Source organism: Pseudomonas sp. H3_A02 (assembly GCF_054671965.1).
Genome location: NZ_CP162807.1, coordinates 2,704,025 through 2,719,150, shown reverse-complemented (window position 1 = coordinate 2,719,150; position 15,126 = coordinate 2,704,025). Strand labels below are relative to the sequence as shown.

The following is a 15,126-nucleotide window of genomic DNA, read 5'->3' as shown; positions in this document are numbered from 1 at the left end:
ACCTGAGCGTACTGATCGTCGAAGACGACCCCCACGTCCTGCTGGGTTGCCAGCAGGCCCTGAGCCTGGAAGACATTCCCTGCATCGGCGTGGGTAGCGCCGAAGAGGCCCTGGAGCGGGTCGACGATAACTTTGCCGGCATCGTCATCAGCGACATTCGCCTGCCGGGCATCGACGGCCTGGAACTGCTGACCCGCCTCAAGGCGCGGGACCGCAGCCTGCCGGTGGTGTTGATCACCGGCCACGGCGACATTTCCATGGCCGTGGGCGCCATGCAAAAAGGCGCCTATGACTTCATGGAGAAACCCTTCTCCCCTGAGCGCCTGGTGGATGTCGCCCGCCGCGCCCTGGAACAGCGCAGCCTGGCCCGGGAAGTGTCATCGCTGCGTCGGCAACTGGCCGAGCGCGATTCCCTGGAAGGCCGGATCATCGGTCGCTCGCCGGCCATGCAGCACCTGCGTGCGCTGATCGCCAACGTCGCCGACACCTCGGCCAACGTGCTGATCGAGGGCGAAACTGGCACCGGCAAGGAACTGGTCGCCCGCTGCCTGCATGATTTCAGTCGGCGCCACGACAAGCAGTTCGTCGCGCTGAACTGCGGCGGCCTGCCGGAGAACCTGTTCGAAAGCGAAATTTTCGGCCACGAGGCCAATGCCTTCACCGGTGCCGGCAAACGTCGGATCGGCAAGATCGAGCACGCCGATGGCGGCACGCTGTTTCTCGATGAAGTGGAAAGCATGCCCCTGCCCTTGCAGATCAAGTTGCTGCGCGTGCTGCAGGAACGCACCCTCGAACGCCTGGGCTCGAACCAGAGCGTGGCGGTGGATTGCCGGGTGATCGCCGCCACCAAGTCCGACCTGGACGAAATGGGCCGGTCCGGGCAATTCCGCAGTGACCTGTATTACCGCCTCAACGTGGTGACCTTGGAGCTGCCGCCCCTGCGCGAGCGGCGCGAAGACATCCTGCAACTGTTCGAGCATTTTCTTCAGCAGTCGTCCCTGCGCTTCGACCGCACGGTGCCGGAGCTGGACAACCAGACCCTGTCGAACCTGATGAGCCACGACTGGCCGGGCAACGTGCGCGAACTGCGCAACGTCGCCGAGCGCTACGCCCTGGGCCTGCCGGCATTCAAGCGCTCCGGCGCCAGCGGCGGCAACCAGGGCCTGGCCTTCGCCGAAGCGGTGGAAGCCTTCGAGCGCAACCTGCTGGTGGACGCCCTGCAACGCAGCGGTGGCAACCTGACCCAGGCCAGCCAGGAACTGGGCATGGCCAAGACCACGCTGTTCGACAAAGTCAAAAAATATGGCCTGAGCCATTAACCGAATGGTGAACGTGTGGACCTGATTTTCAAGGCGACGCTGGGTGCGGCCGTGGTGGTTATCCTGGCGATGCTGGCCAAGACCAAGAATTACTACATCGCCGGGCTGGTGCCGCTGTTCCCGACCTTTGCCCTGATTGCCCACTACATCGTCGGCAAGGGCCGCTCGGTGGACGACCTGAAGACCACCATCGTCTTTGGCATGTGGTCGATCATTCCGTACTTCGTCTATCTCGCAACGCTGTACGTGATGGTCGACCGGATGCGCCTCGAAGCCTCATTGGCCGTGGCAGCCGTCGCCTGGCTGATGGCGGCGACGGTGCTGGTCAGCGTTTGGGTACGGCTTCACGCCTGACCTTGTAGGAGCTGTCGAGCGAAGCGAGGCTGCGATCTTTTGATCTTTCACTAGGGAGACTCAAGTGTCCTGGGAAAGATCGCAGCTTCGCGCTGCTCGACAGCTCCTACACAGCGTCTACACACCTGTGGCTCAATAGCCGACGGTAAACCGCGCCCGCGAAAACTGCGGCGTTTCCACTTCATCGATCATCGCAATGGCGTAGTCGGCGAAGCTGATCCAGCTGCGCCCGGTGTCATCGAACAGCAGGTGGTCCTTGCCAACACGGAATTGCCCGGTGCGCTCGGTTTCGACGAACTCCGCCGAAGGCGAGAGGAAGGTCCAGTCCAGGTCCTGTTCCTTGCGCAGCACATCCAGGAACAATGCACCGGCACTGGCTTCGGCCAAGTACTCCTCCGGAAAGCCGTCGCTGTCGATCACCCGGCTGTTATCCGGCAGCAGCAACGAACCGGCCCCGCCGACCACCAGCAAGCGCTTGACCCCGGCGGCTTTCACCGGTGCGATGACCTTGTCGGCCGGCACGCTGGCAAAGTGCGCGGCACTGATCACGACGTCATGCCCGTCGATGGCGGCGATCAACGCCTCGCTGTCCAATACGTCCAGTTGCTTGCTGACCACCCCGGCCCTTTCGCCGATTTTCGCGGTATTGCGGGCAATGGCCGTCACGCTGTGACCACGGCGCAGGGCCTCTTCCAACAGTTGGCTACCCGCACGCCCGGTGGCGCCGATGATTGCGATTTTGCTCATGGTGTTCTCCAGTGATTAGCAATGTTTGAAATGCATGCTCTTGTGGCGAGGGGATTTATCCCCGCTGGACTGCGAAGCTGTCCCATGAATCATCAACCGCTGCGATGTGTCAGACAGGACGCAGGGGGTTGCTGCGCAACCCAGCGGGGATAAATCCCCTCACCACAACGGTGCTCCGATCACAGATCATCTTTCACCACTTCATCTCGCCCTTCGCCACCTTGGCACTGAGCTCCAGGGAGCTGTCTTCACCCAGGTCCGGATAGCGTAGTTTCATGGCGCGGATCAGCGCGGCGGAATCCTTGGCCTTGGCGGTTTCTTCGTCGAAAGCCTTGATGTAACCGGCGGTGAAGCGCACCGGGGCCAGGGAACGGGCGCTGTCACCCAGGTAGTGACCCGGGATCACCGTGCTCGGTTGCAGTTTTTCAATGTTGGCGAGAGTCGCCAGCCAATCCTTGTGGGACTGCGGCGTCTGGGTATCGGCCATCCACACATGAATGTTCTCAGCCACCACCACACCGCCAACCACCGCCTTGATCGATGGAATCCACACGAAACTGCGGTCCGGTTGCGGGCCATCGAGGCCCACGACCTGCAAGCGCTGGCCTTCCAGGGTCAGGCTGTCGCCCTTGAGCACTTGGGGCACGATGGCTTTGGTCGGTGCGTCGGTCTTCAGGATCGGCCCCCAATATTTCAGCTTGCCGTCCATGGTGTGCTTGATGTGTTCGACAGTCGGCGCGGACGCCAGCACCTTGGCCTCAGGGAACGCGGCGGTGAGGGTCTCCAGACCAAAATAGTAGTCAGGATCGCCATGGCTGATGTAGATCGTGATCAATCGCTTGCCACTGGCGCGGATTTTCTCCACCACCTGGGCGGCCTGGGATTTGCCGAACTGGGCGTCCACCAAAATCGCCTCTTTTTCACCGCTGACCAACACCGACGTCACCGGGAAAACCGCCGCCGCGCCAGGGTTGTAGACGTCGAGCGTCAAGTCAGCGGCCCAGCTCTGGGCAGTGAAGGCCAGGGCGGCGGTTGCCAGCAGTAGGCGCTTGAGTGGGATAAAGCCGGTCATGGTGTGCTCCGTTGTCCAAAAACCCGTCAGGGGAATGAGACTGAGCTTAGTTGCCTGACTCGTTACAAAAAATGCGATGCTGGGACATAGTTTGTTTCTGAAAGCGGGCAAATCATGGATCGTCTACAAGCAATGCGGGTCTTCGTCACAGTGGTCGACCTGGGCAGCCAGTCGGCGGCGGCCGAGCATCTGGACCTGTCGCGGCCGGTGGTGTCGCGCTATCTGGCGGAGCTGGAAGATTGGGTCGGGGCCCGGCTGATGCACCGCACCACCCGCAAACTGAGCCTGACGGCCGCAGGCTCCGAGATCCTGCCGCGCTGCCGGCAGATGCTGGAGCTGTCCGGCGATATGCAAGCCGCCGTCAGCACCCCGGACGACGCACCACGGGGCATGCTGCGCATCAGTGCCAGCACCTCGTTCGGCCAGGCCCAACTGGCGAACGCCATGGCCGACTACGTCAAGCGCTACCCCGGGGTGAGCGTCGACCTGCAGATGCTCGACCGCACCGTGAACCTGGTGGACGAACGCATCGACCTGGCGATCCGCATGAGCAACGATCTGGACCCGAACCTGATCGCCCGCCGCCTCACGGTCTGCCGCTCGGTGATCTGCGCCTCGCCGCGGTATCTGCATGAACACTCGACACCGCTGCGCGTGGAAGACCTGAGCCGGCACAACTGCCTGACCCACTCTTACGTCGGCAAGAGCCTGTGGCATTTCGAGCAGGACGGCGAGCAGGTCTCGGTGCCGGTACAAGGCAATATCAGCGCCAACGAAGCCAGCACCTTGCTTCAGGCCACGATAGCCGGCGCAGGCGTGGCGATGCTGCCCAGCTACCAGGCCGGCGCCCACATCAAGAACGGCGAACTGATCCGCCTGCTGCCCCATGCCGAACCGCGCCGAATGAACATGTACGCGGTATATGCCTCACGCAAGCACATGCCCTCGGCGTTGCGCAGCCTGCTGGATTTTCTGGTTCTGAAGTTTCCCGAGATACCAGAGTGGGATGTTGGATTGTAGCTGCCACTTGTGAACGCCTTTGTGGGAGCGAGCTTGCTCGCGATAGCAGAGTGTCAGCCACCCTTTTAATGACTGATACACCGCTATCGCGAGCAAGCTCGCTCCCACAGGGGGATCACCGTCGTTCTCAAGTACTGCGCCAGGATTTCACCAACAGCCCGCCCCAAGGCATACTGGCCACCCTCCGCATCCCAGAACCCAAAACCGCCCCATGCGTATCCACGTCAGTTTCATCGACCGCGTCGGCATCACCCAGGAAGTCCTGGCCTTGCTCGGTGGGCGCAATCTCAACCTGGATGCGGTGGAGATGGTGCCACCCAACGTCTACATCGATGCCCCGACCCTCAGCCCGCAAGTGCTTGACGAGCTGCGCGAAGCACTGTTCAGCGTGCAAGGGGTGCAGGCGGTCACCGTGGTGGACATCCTGCCGGGCCAGCGTCGGCACTTGCAGCTCGATGCCTTGCTCGCCGCCATGACCGACCCGGTGCTGGCCCTGGACAGCGTGGGCAAGGTGTTGCTGGCCAACCCGGCGCTGATCGCCCTGTACGGTCGTGAACCGGCCGGGGAAAGCGTGGCCGAGCTGTTCAGTGACGAGGCATTGCTCGGCGCCCTGCTGGAGAACGGCTTCCGCCTGCCGCTGCGGGAGGTCACCCTCAATGGCCAGACCTTGCTGCTGGACGCCACGCCCATCACCGACGCCGGCGCGCTGCTGACGCTCTATCAGCCCAATCGCATCGGTGAACGACTGTCGGCTCTGCACCATGACCACGCCGAAGGTTTTGACGCGCTGCTGGGTGAATCCCCGGCGATCCGCACCCTCAAGGCCCGGGCCCAGCGGGTCGCGGCCCTGGATGCACCGCTGCTGATCCAAGGCGAAACCGGCACCGGCAAGGAACTGGTGGCCCGGGCCTGCCACGCCATCAGCGCCCGTCACAGCGCGCCGTTCCTGGCCCTGAACTGCGCCGCGCTGCCGGAGAACCTGGCGGAAAGCGAGCTGTTCGGCTACGCCCCCGGCGCCTTCACCGGGGCGCAACGGGGCGGCAAGCCTGGGCTGATGGAGTTGGCGAACCAGGGCACGGTCTTTCTCGATGAAATCGGCGAGATGTCGCCGTATCTGCAAGCCAAGCTGCTGCGTTTCTTGAACGATGGCAGCTTCCGCCGGGTGGGCGGCGACCGGGAAATCAAGGTCAACGTGCGGATCCTCAGCGCCACCCACCGCAACCTGGAGAAAATGGTCAGCGAGGGCTCGTTCCGCGAAGACCTGTTCTATCGCCTGAACGTGCTCAATGTCGAAGTCCCGCCACTGCGTGAACGCGGCCAGGACATCCTGCTGCTGGCGCGTTACTTCATGCAGCAAGCCTGCGCGCAAATCCAGCGCCCGGTCTGTCGCCTGGCCCCTGGTACTTATCCAGCGCTGCTGGGCAACCGCTGGCCGGGCAACGTGCGGCAATTGCAGAACGTGATCTTCCGCGCCGCCGCCATCTGCGAAAGCAGCCTGGTGGACATCGGCGACCTGGACATCGCCGGCACCTCCGTGGCGCGCCAGGGCGATGTGGAAGTCGAAAGCCTGGAACAGGCCGTGGAAAGCTTTGAGAAGCACCTGCTCGAAAGCCTTTACGCCAACTACCCGTCCACCCGCCAGTTGGCCAGCCGCCTGCAAACCTCCCACACCGCGATTGCCCATCGGTTGCGCAAGTACGGGATTTCCGGGAAGCCATAGTTCTTCGCTCCTCCACATTCCCCTTTGGGAGCGAGCTTGCTCGCGATGGCGATCTCCCAGCCAGCCTCTGCGTTGACGACCCACCGCTATCGCGAGCAAGCTCGCTCCCACAAAGGCTATGCAGCGCATCCAAAACCGACCTCCACCTGTACTGAAAGCGCTACAGTGGAACGATATCGCTACAGTCTGCGCTAACCTGCACTGTGCAAGGCTTTGATCCCACAACAATTTTTTCCAGGCGTCCAGCTGTAGCGATTTCGCTACAGCCAAGCCTATCCAAACCTAGGCCAAACCACTCAAATCATTGATATATAAGCCATTAATAACATTGGCCGCATTCTTGCTATGGGTATAGCCATTCGGCCGGGCCAAGCCCCGCGCCTTTCTTCGCGTCCACCAGACGAATCTGGCCCCAGGAGTTTCCATGAGCGAGTTGCGTTTCACTGAAGATCACGAATGGCTGCGCACCGAAGCCGACGGCAGCGTCACCGTAGGCATTACCGCTTTCGCGCAGAACGCGTTGGGCGACGTGGTTTTTGTGCAACTGCCTGAATTGCAGGCCTATGACAAAGGCGCCGAAGCCTCCACCGTGGAGTCGGTCAAGGCCGCCAGCGGTGTGTACATGCCCCTGGACGGTGAAGTGCTCGAAGTGAACGAAAAACTCGACGCAAGTCCAGAACTGGTCAACGAAGATCCGATGGGCGAAGGCTGGTTCTTCCGCTTTAAACCGACCGACGCCGACGCAGTGGCTAAGCTGTTGGATCAAGACGCCTACGATCGCCTGATCAAAGCCAACGCCGAAGCCTGAGGAGCGCACCATGACCGTTAATCTCGGCACCGCCAACGAATTCATCGCTCGCCACATTGGCCCGCGTGCAAGCGACGAGCAAGCCATGCTCGAGCGCCTGGGCTTCGACTCCCTGCAAGCCCTGAGCGCCAGCGTCATTCCGGAAAGCATCAAGGGCACCAGCGTGCTGGATATGGGCGACGGCCAGAGCGAAGCCGACGCACTGGCCTCGATCAAAGCCATCGCCGGCAAAAACCAGCTGTTCAAGACCTACATCGGCCAGGGCTACTACAACTGCCATACACCGGCACCGATCCTGCGCAACCTGCTGGAAAACCCGGCCTGGTACACCGCCTACACGCCGTATCAGCCAGAAATTTCCCAGGGCCGTCTCGAAGCGCTGTTGAACTTCCAGACCCTGATCAGCGACCTCACCGGCCTGCCGATCGCCAACGCCTCTTTGCTCGACGAAGCCACCGCCGCCGCCGAAGCCATGACCTTCTGCAAGCGCCTGAGCAAGAACAAGGGCAGCAACGCCTTCTTCGCCTCCGTGCACAGCCACCCGCAAACCCTCGACGTATTGCGCACCCGTGCCGAGCCCCTGGGCATCGACGTGGTGGTGGGCGATGAGCGCGAACTGAGCGACGTTAGCGGTTTCTTCGGCGCACTGCTGCAATACCCGGCCAGTAACGGCGACCTGTTCGACTACCGCGAACTGACCGAACGCTTCCACACCGCCAACGCCCTGGTGGCCGTTGCCGCGGACCTGCTGGCCCTGACCTTGCTGACCCCGCCGGGTGAGTTCGGCGCCGACGTCGCCATCGGCAGCGCCCAGCGCTTCGGCGTGCCACTGGGCTTCGGTGGCCCGCACGCGGCCTATTTCTCCACCAAGGACGCCTTCAAGCGCGACATGCCAGGCCGTCTGGTCGGCGTTTCCGTAGACCGTTTCGGCAAGCCGGCCCTGCGCCTGGCGATGCAGACCCGCGAGCAACACATCCGCCGCGAGAAAGCCACGAGCAACATCTGCACCGCCCAGGTGCTGCTGGCCAACATCGCCAGCATGTACGCCGTGTACCACGGTCCCAAGGGCCTGGTGCAAATTGCCAATCGCATCCATCACCTGACCGCGATCCTCGCCAAGGGCCTCGGCGCGCTGGGCCTGAGCATCGAGCAAGACAGTTTCTTCGACACCCTGACCCTGCACACCGGCGCGCAAACCGCCGCCCTGCACGACATGGCTCGCGCCCAACGCATCAACCTGCGGGTGGTGGACGCTGAACGCCTGGGCCTGTCCCTGGACGAAACCACCAGCCAAGCTGACATCGAAGCGCTGTGGAGCTTGTTGGCCGACGGCAAGGCCCTGCCAGACTTCGCGACGCTGGCCGCCAGCGTGCAAAGCCGCATCCCGGCCGAACTGGTGCGCCAATCGGCGATCCTCAGCCACCCGGTGTTCAACCGCTATCATTCCGAAACCGAGCTGATGCGTTACCTGCGCAAGCTCGCCGACAAGGACCTGGCTCTGGATCGCACCATGATCCCGCTGGGTTCCTGCACCATGAAACTCAACGCCGCCAGCGAGATGATCCCGGTGACCTGGGCCGAGTTCGGTGCCCTGCACCCGTTCGCCCCCGCCGAGCAAAGCGCCGGCTACCAGCAACTGACCGACGAGCTGGAAGCCATGCTCTGCGCCGCCACCGGCTATGACGCGGTGTCGCTGCAACCCAACGCCGGCTCCCAGGGCGAATACGCCGGCCTGCTGGCGATCCGTGCGTATCACCAGAGCCGTGGCGAAGACCGTCGCGACATCTGCCTGATCCCGTCCTCGGCCCACGGCACCAACCCGGCCACCGCCAACATGGCCGGCATGCGCGTGGTCGTGACCGCCTGCGATGCCCGTGGCAACGTCGACATCGAAGACCTGCGGGCCAAGGCCATCGAGCACCGCGAACACCTCGCCGCATTGATGATCACCTACCCGTCCACCCACGGCGTGTTCGAAGAAGGCATCCGCGAAATCTGCGGCATCATTCATGACAACGGCGGCCAGGTGTACATCGACGGCGCCAACATGAACGCCATGGTCGGCCTCTGCGCCCCGGGCAAGTTCGGCGGCGACGTGTCGCACCTGAACCTGCACAAGACTTTCTGCATCCCTCACGGCGGTGGCGGCCCGGGCGTCGGCCCGATTGGTGTCAAGTCGCACCTGGCACCGTTCCTGCCGGGCCATGCCAACATGGAACGCAAGGAAGGCGCGGTGTGCGCGGCGCCGTTCGGCAGCGCGAGCATCCTGCCGATCACCTGGATGTACATCCGCATGATGGGCGGCGCCGGCCTCAAGCGCGCCTCGCAGTTGGCGATCCTCAACGCCAACTACATCGCCCGTCGCCTGGAAGAACACTACCCAGTGCTCTACTCCGGCAGCAACGGCCTGGTGGCCCACGAATGCATCCTCGACCTGCGTCCGCTCAAGGACAGCAGTGGCATCAGCGTCGATGACGTGGCCAAGCGCCTGATCGACTTCGGTTTCCACGCCCCGACCATGTCGTTCCCGGTGGCCGGCACGTTGATGATCGAGCCGACGGAAAGCGAATCCAAGGAAGAGCTGGACCGCTTCTGCGACGCCATGATCTGCATCCGCGAAGAAATCCGCGCGGTGGAAAACGGCAGCTTGGACAAAGACGACAACCCGCTGAAAAACGCCCCGCACACTGCGGCGGAGCTGGTCGGCGAGTGGACTCACCCGTACAGCCGCGAACAGGCGGTGTACCCACTGGCATCGTTAATCGATGGCAAGTACTGGCCGCCGGTGGGCCGGGTCGACAACGTGTTCGGCGACCGCAACCTGGTCTGCGCCTGCCCGTCGATCGAAAGCTACGCTTGACCTGTGGAGGGGGCGGGTTTGCCCGCCCTCTCAACAACACCGCAAACCTTGTGGAAGATCACTGCCTCAAGGAAACCACCTCCCCCTGTGGGAGCGAGCTTGCTCGCGATAGCGGTGTGACAGCTGACAGAGATGTTGACTGACACTCCGCTATCGCGAGCAAGCTCGCTCCCACAAGGGGAATGTGCCAAGCCTTTCAACCGTCGATCCTCATAAAAAGAAACCGGAGAAACACCATGTCGTTAAGCGTGTTCGACCTGTTCAAGATCGGTATCGGTCCTTCCAGCTCCCATACCGTCGGCCCGATGCGTGCCGCTGCCCGTTTCGCCGAGGGGCTGCGCCGTGACGATCTGCTTGAAAACACTGCCAGCGTCAAAGTCGAGCTCTACGGCTCGCTCGGCGCCACCGGCAAGGGCCACGGCAGTGACAAGGCCGTTCTGCTGGGCCTGGAAGGCGAGCACCCCGACACCGTGGACACCGAAACCGTCGACACTCGCCTGCAAGCGATCCGCAGCAGCGGTCGCCTCAACTTGCTCGGCGAACACGCCATCGAATTCAATGAAAAGCTGCACTTGGCCATGATCCGCAAGCCGCTGGCCTTTCACCCCAACGGCATGATCTTCCGCGCCTTCGATGCCGCCGGGCTGCAAGTGCGCAGCCGCGAGTACTACTCGGTCGGTGGCGGCTTTGTCGTGGACGAAGACGCCGCCGGCGCCGATCGCATCGTCGAAGACGCCACGCCCCTGACCTTCCCGTTCAAAAGCGCCAAGGACCTGCTGGGCCATTGCAGCACCTATGGCCTGTCCATCAGCCAGGTGATGCTGACCAACGAAAGCGCCTGGCGCCCCGAAGCCGAGACCCGCGCCGGGCTGCTGAAAATCTGGCAAGTGATGCAGGATTGCGTGGCGGCCGGCTGCCGTAACGAAGGGATTCTGCCGGGCGGGCTAAAGGTCAAGCGCCGGGCCGCGGCATTGCACCGCCAGTTGTGCAAGAACCCGGAAGCCGCACTGCGCGACCCGCTGTCGGTGCTGGACTGGGTCAACCTGTATGCCTTGGCCGTCAACGAAGAAAACGCCTATGGCGGGCGCGTTGTCACCGCCCCTACCAACGGGGCCGCGGGCATCGTCCCGGCCGTGCTGCATTACTACATGCGCTTTATCCCCGGCGCCAGCGAGGATGGCGTGGTGCGCTTTCTGCTGACCGCCGCCGCCATCGGCATCCTGTACAAGGAAAACGCCTCCATCTCCGGTGCCGAAGTCGGTTGCCAGGGTGAAGTGGGCGTGGCCTGCTCCATGGCCGCCGGTGCCTTGTGCGAAGTGCTCGGCGGCAGCGTGCAGCAAGTGGAAAACGCCGCCGAAATCGGCATGGAACACAACCTCGGCCTGACCTGCGACCCGATTGGCGGCCTGGTGCAAGTGCCGTGCATCGAACGCAACGCCATGGGCTCAGTGAAAGCCATCAACGCGGTGCGCATGGCCATGCGCGGCGATGGGCATCACTTCGTCTCCCTCGACAAAGTCATCCGCACCATGCGCCAGACCGGCGCCGACATGAAAAGCAAATACAAAGAGACCGCCCGCGGCGGTCTGGCGGTCAACATCATCGAATGCTGACGCGCGTCATTTTCATTTTCCAGGAGTTGATATGTCCACCGAACAACTGTTGAAAACCCCGCTGCACGCCCTGCACCTCGAACTCGGCGCCCGCATGGTGCCATTCGCCGGCTACGACATGCCGGTGCAGTACCCATTGGGCGTGATGAAGGAACACCAGCACACCCGCGATCAGGCCGGGTTGTTCGACGTGTCCCACATGGGCCAGATCCGCCTGACCGGCGCAGGCGCTGCCAAGGCGCTGGAAACCCTGGTGCCGGTGGACATCATCGACCTGCCGGTGGGCATGCAGCGCTACGCCATGTTCACCAACGACAACGGCGGCATCCTTGATGACCTGATGGTCGCCAACCTGGGCAATGACGAACTGTTCCTGGTGGTCAACGCCGCCTGCAAGGATCAGGACTTGGCTCACCTGCGGGCCCACATTGGCGCGCAGTGCAGCATCGAGCCGCTGTTCGAAGCCCGTGCCCTGCTCGCCCTGCAAGGCCCGGCCGCCGTCACCGTGCTCGCCCGCCTGGCGCCGGACGTGGCGAAGATGACCTTCATGCAGTTCCAGCGCGTCACGCTGTTGGGCGTGGACTGCTTTGTCAGCCGTTCGGGCTACACCGGTGAAGACGGTTTCGAAATCTCCGTACCCGCCGCCGACGCGGAAAAACTCGCCCGCGCCTTGCTGGCCGAGCCGGAAGTCGCGGCCATCGGCCTTGGCGCCCGTGACTCCCTGCGCCTGGAAGCCGGCCTGTGCCTGTATGGCCACGACATGAACACCGAGACGACACCGATCGAAGCCAGCCTGTTGTGGGCCATTTCCAAAGTGCGCCGTGGCGATGGCGCTCGCGCCGGTGGTTTCCCCGGGGCTGAAACCGTGTTCGCCCAACAACAGGGCGGCGTGAAGCGCAAACGTGTCGGCCTGCTGCCCCAGGAGCGCACACCGGTGCGTGAAGGCGCGGAGATCGTCAACGAAGCGGGCGAGATGATCGGCTCTGTGTGCAGCGGCGGTTTCGGCCCGACCTTGGGCGCTCCCCTGGCGATGGGTTACCTGGACAGCGCCTATGTGGCACTGGATACGCCAGTCTGGGCCATTGTGCGTGGGAAAAAGGTGCCTTTGCTTGTAAGCAAAATGCCATTCGTTCCACAGCGCTACTACCGTGGTTGATTGACTGTTTCTATAAGTAACGCGGTTGCGTTATACGTGCACTAATGTGTCACGCAACCGCCATAAAAAGGTGCATATTTTTATGCATTCAACCGACCTTATAACGATCGTAAACAATTGAACTAGCCTATCGAATAAGCGCCGCTCCGCAACTTGCGTAAATGCTGGCAAGCTGAGCAAATACGGGGCCTGCCGGGGGGTTGTTTTTTTATTCGAAGTTGGCGTAGAGTTTGCTCACTGTGTTTGCATGGGTCGCTTGGAATCGTGACCTGGGCAGTAGCTTATGAAGTTCGCTACATCCCGTTCGACGTCTCTTACTTTCCTGCAACCCAGCCCCAGTACTCTTTCATGCGAAAGAGGCTGTCATCAATTTTAGCGTCAAAGGAAATAAGAAAATGTCTCAACGTCAGAGCGGTACCGTCAAGTGGTTCAACGACGAAAAGGGTTTTGGTTTTATCACGCCTGAAAGCGGTCCGGACCTGTTCGTGCATTTCCGCGCCATCCAGGGCAACGGCTTCAAGAGCCTGAAAGAAGGCCAGAAAGTCACTTTCGTTGCTGTGCAAGGCCAGAAAGGCATGCAGGCTGACGAGGTTCAAGCCGAAGCCTAAGGCTTTCGCACACTAAAAAGCCCCTGATTGATATCAGGGGCTTTTTTATGGGCGTAAATCCGTAAAATGGCTTCTTTTTTCAGCCGAGGCCGTCATGCCGAAACACCTGCTCACTCCCCAAGGCGACTTTCCTCCCGCCGGCCTGGGCCGTCGCCTGGCAGCGATGTTTTATGACTTCTTGCTGTGCACGGCGCTGCTGATCGTCACCAGCGGAGCCTACAAGATGATCCAGATGGCGATCATCGGCGAAGAAAAAATGCGCGCCCTGACCGAAGCCGGTGCGCTGGACGGCGATCCGCTGCTGTCCACCGTGCTGCTGTTCGTACTGTTCGGCTTCTTCGCCAAGTTCTGGACCCACAACGGCCAGACCCTGGGCATGCAGGTGTGGTGCATCCGCGTACAGAACGCCGATGGCACGGCCATCAGCCTGTGGCAGGCGCTGTTGCGGTTCGTGGTGTCGATTGCGTCACTGCTGCTGGTGGGGCTGGGCTTCATCTGGGCGCTGTTCGACAAGCGCCAGCGCAGCTGGCATGACATCTACTCGGATACGCAGTTGGTGCGGATTCCCAAGAAGACCAAGTGACACCACCTAATCAGAAAGGTGAATACATTTGTGGCGAGGGGATTTATCCCCGCTGGGCTGCGCAGCAGCCCTAAAACCTGACACCACGGAGTGTCAGAATGAACAAATGGGGCCGCTTCGCAGCCCAACGGGGATAAATCCCCTCGCCACAAGAAAGCCTCGCAAGTCTCGAAATCCTCTTCAGCCTCAGGCATTCCCCGCCAATTTCATCCGCGCCGCCTGGGTGAAGTCCAACATGCGCTTGAGCGGGCGAATCGCCTGGGGGATCAGTGCCGGGTCGACGAAGATCTCGTTGGCGCCTTCCTGCAAGCTCTTGAGGGTACGTTCCAGGGTGTTCATGGCCATCCATGGGCAGTGCGCGCAACTGCGGCACGCCGCGCCGTTACCGGCGGTAGGGGCTTCGATGAAGACCTTGTCCGGGCACAGCTGCTGCATCTTGTAGAAAATGCCCCGGTCGGTGGCGACGATCAGCGTCTTGTTCGGCAGGCTCTGGGCCGCGGCGATCAACTGGCTGGTGGAGCCCACCGCGTCGGCCAGTTCAATCACCGACGTCGGCGACTCCGGGTGCACCAGGATCGCGGCGTCCGGGTACAGCGCCTTCATGTCTTCCAACTGCTTGGACTTGAACTCTTCGTGGACGATGCAGGCTCCGTCCCAGAGCAGCATGTCAGCGCCGGTCTTGCGCTGGATGTACGTGCCCAGGTGCTTGTCCGGCCCCCAGATGATCGTCTCGCCGTTGTCCATCAGGCTCTCGACGATTTCCAGCGCGCAACTGGACGTCACCACCCAGTCAGCCCGGGCCTTGACCGCGGCCGAGGTGTTGGCATAGACCACCACGGTGCGCTCCGGATGCTGGTCGCAGAATGCCGAGAACTCGTCCACCGGGCAGCCCAGGTCCAGGGAGCAGGTGGCTTCCAGGGTGGGCATCAACACGCGTTTTTCGGGGTTGAGGATCTTGGCGGTCTCGCCCATGAACTTGACCCCAGCCACCACCACAGTCTTGGCTGGGTGGGCATTGCCGAAGCGGGCCATTTCCAGGGAGTCGGACACGCAACCACCGGTCTCTTCGGCCAGGGCCTGAATGATCGGGTCGCAGTAGAAGTGCGCGACCAGCACCGCGTCCTGAGCCTTGAGCTCGGCGGCGATGGCGGCGCGGTACCAGGCCTCTTGCTCGGCGGTCAGCGGCTTGGGCTGCTTGGCGTCGAGGTGGGCTTGGACCAGAAGGCGTTCGGAAATTTGCGTCATGTTCGCAAGACCTGCAAGCGC

The 15,126-nt window shown here is 62.3% G+C and carries 13 protein-coding genes; 10 read left to right on the top strand and 3 right to left on the bottom strand.

Going from position 1 to position 15,126, the window contains the following annotated elements; all coding sequences use genetic code 11:
- Positions 1-38: 38 nt before the first annotated feature.
- Together aauR and AB4N80_RS11950 are read left to right on the top strand one after the other, a co-directional pair.
- Positions 39-1,319, top strand: a complete 1,281-nt coding sequence (gene aauR / locus AB4N80_RS11955; protein WP_240998552.1) for a two-component response regulator AauR — start codon at positions 39-41, stop codon at positions 1,317-1,319.
- A gap of 24 nt (positions 1,320-1,343) precedes the next feature.
- A complete protein-coding gene (locus tag AB4N80_RS11950; RefSeq protein ID WP_354336446.1) occupies positions 1,344-1,673 on the top strand; it encodes a GlpM family protein in 330 nt (109 codons plus the stop codon).
- Positions 1,674-1,805: 132 nt separating this feature from the next.
- Here AB4N80_RS11950 and AB4N80_RS11945 read toward each other — a convergent pair whose 3' ends face one another.
- Both AB4N80_RS11945 and AB4N80_RS11940 read right to left on the bottom strand, forming a co-directional pair.
- The gene (locus AB4N80_RS11945; protein ID WP_122569366.1) at positions 1,806-2,420 is read right to left on the bottom strand and encodes an NAD(P)-dependent oxidoreductase; all 615 of its coding nucleotides are present in this window, start codon (positions 2,418-2,420) and stop codon (positions 1,806-1,808) included.
- A 193-nt stretch (positions 2,421-2,613) separates the two neighbouring features.
- A complete protein-coding gene (locus AB4N80_RS11940; protein ID WP_122569367.1) occupies positions 2,614-3,492 on the bottom strand; it encodes an MBL fold metallo-hydrolase in 879 nt (292 codons plus the stop codon).
- Between the two features lie 114 nt (positions 3,493-3,606).
- Between AB4N80_RS11940 and AB4N80_RS11935 the strand changes: the two genes are divergently transcribed.
- From AB4N80_RS11935 to AB4N80_RS11900, 8 genes are all read left to right on the top strand, one after another.
- Positions 3,607-4,512, top strand: coding sequence for a LysR family transcriptional regulator (locus AB4N80_RS11935; RefSeq protein WP_305468223.1), 906 nt, complete (start codon positions 3,607-3,609; stop codon positions 4,510-4,512).
- 211 nt (positions 4,513-4,723) lie between these two features.
- The gene (locus AB4N80_RS11930) at positions 4,724-6,232 is read left to right on the top strand and encodes a sigma-54-dependent transcriptional regulator (RefSeq protein ID WP_122569370.1); all 1,509 of its coding nucleotides are present in this window, start codon (positions 4,724-4,726) and stop codon (positions 6,230-6,232) included.
- Between the two features lie 424 nt (positions 6,233-6,656).
- Positions 6,657-7,040, top strand: coding sequence for a glycine cleavage system protein GcvH (gcvH, locus tag AB4N80_RS11925; RefSeq protein WP_122569371.1), 384 nt, complete (start codon positions 6,657-6,659; stop codon positions 7,038-7,040).
- Positions 7,041-7,050: 10 nt separating this feature from the next.
- Complete coding sequence (gcvP, locus tag AB4N80_RS11920; protein ID WP_460082135.1) at positions 7,051-9,900, top strand: aminomethyl-transferring glycine dehydrogenase; 2,850 nt, start codon at positions 7,051-7,053, stop codon at positions 9,898-9,900.
- A 236-nt stretch (positions 9,901-10,136) separates the two neighbouring features.
- Complete coding sequence (locus tag AB4N80_RS11915; protein ID WP_122569373.1) at positions 10,137-11,513, top strand: L-serine ammonia-lyase; 1,377 nt, start codon at positions 10,137-10,139, stop codon at positions 11,511-11,513.
- A 31-nt stretch (positions 11,514-11,544) separates the two neighbouring features.
- The gene (gene gcvT / locus AB4N80_RS11910; RefSeq protein WP_460082131.1) at positions 11,545-12,669 is read left to right on the top strand and encodes a glycine cleavage system aminomethyltransferase GcvT; all 1,125 of its coding nucleotides are present in this window, start codon (positions 11,545-11,547) and stop codon (positions 12,667-12,669) included.
- A gap of 395 nt (positions 12,670-13,064) precedes the next feature.
- Entirely contained in the window at positions 13,065-13,277 is a 213-nt protein-coding gene (locus AB4N80_RS11905) for a cold-shock protein (RefSeq protein ID WP_003175786.1), read from the top strand.
- Positions 13,278-13,371: 94 nt separating this feature from the next.
- Positions 13,372-13,860: an RDD family protein gene (locus AB4N80_RS11900; protein ID WP_053124591.1), complete on the top strand. Its 489-nt coding sequence runs from the start codon at positions 13,372-13,374 to the stop codon at positions 13,858-13,860.
- A gap of 186 nt (positions 13,861-14,046) precedes the next feature.
- Here AB4N80_RS11900 and nadA read toward each other — a convergent pair whose 3' ends face one another.
- Positions 14,047-15,105, bottom strand: a complete 1,059-nt coding sequence (gene nadA, locus AB4N80_RS11895; protein ID WP_122569375.1) for a quinolinate synthase NadA — start codon at positions 15,103-15,105, stop codon at positions 14,047-14,049.
- Positions 15,106-15,126: the final 21 nt, after the last annotated feature.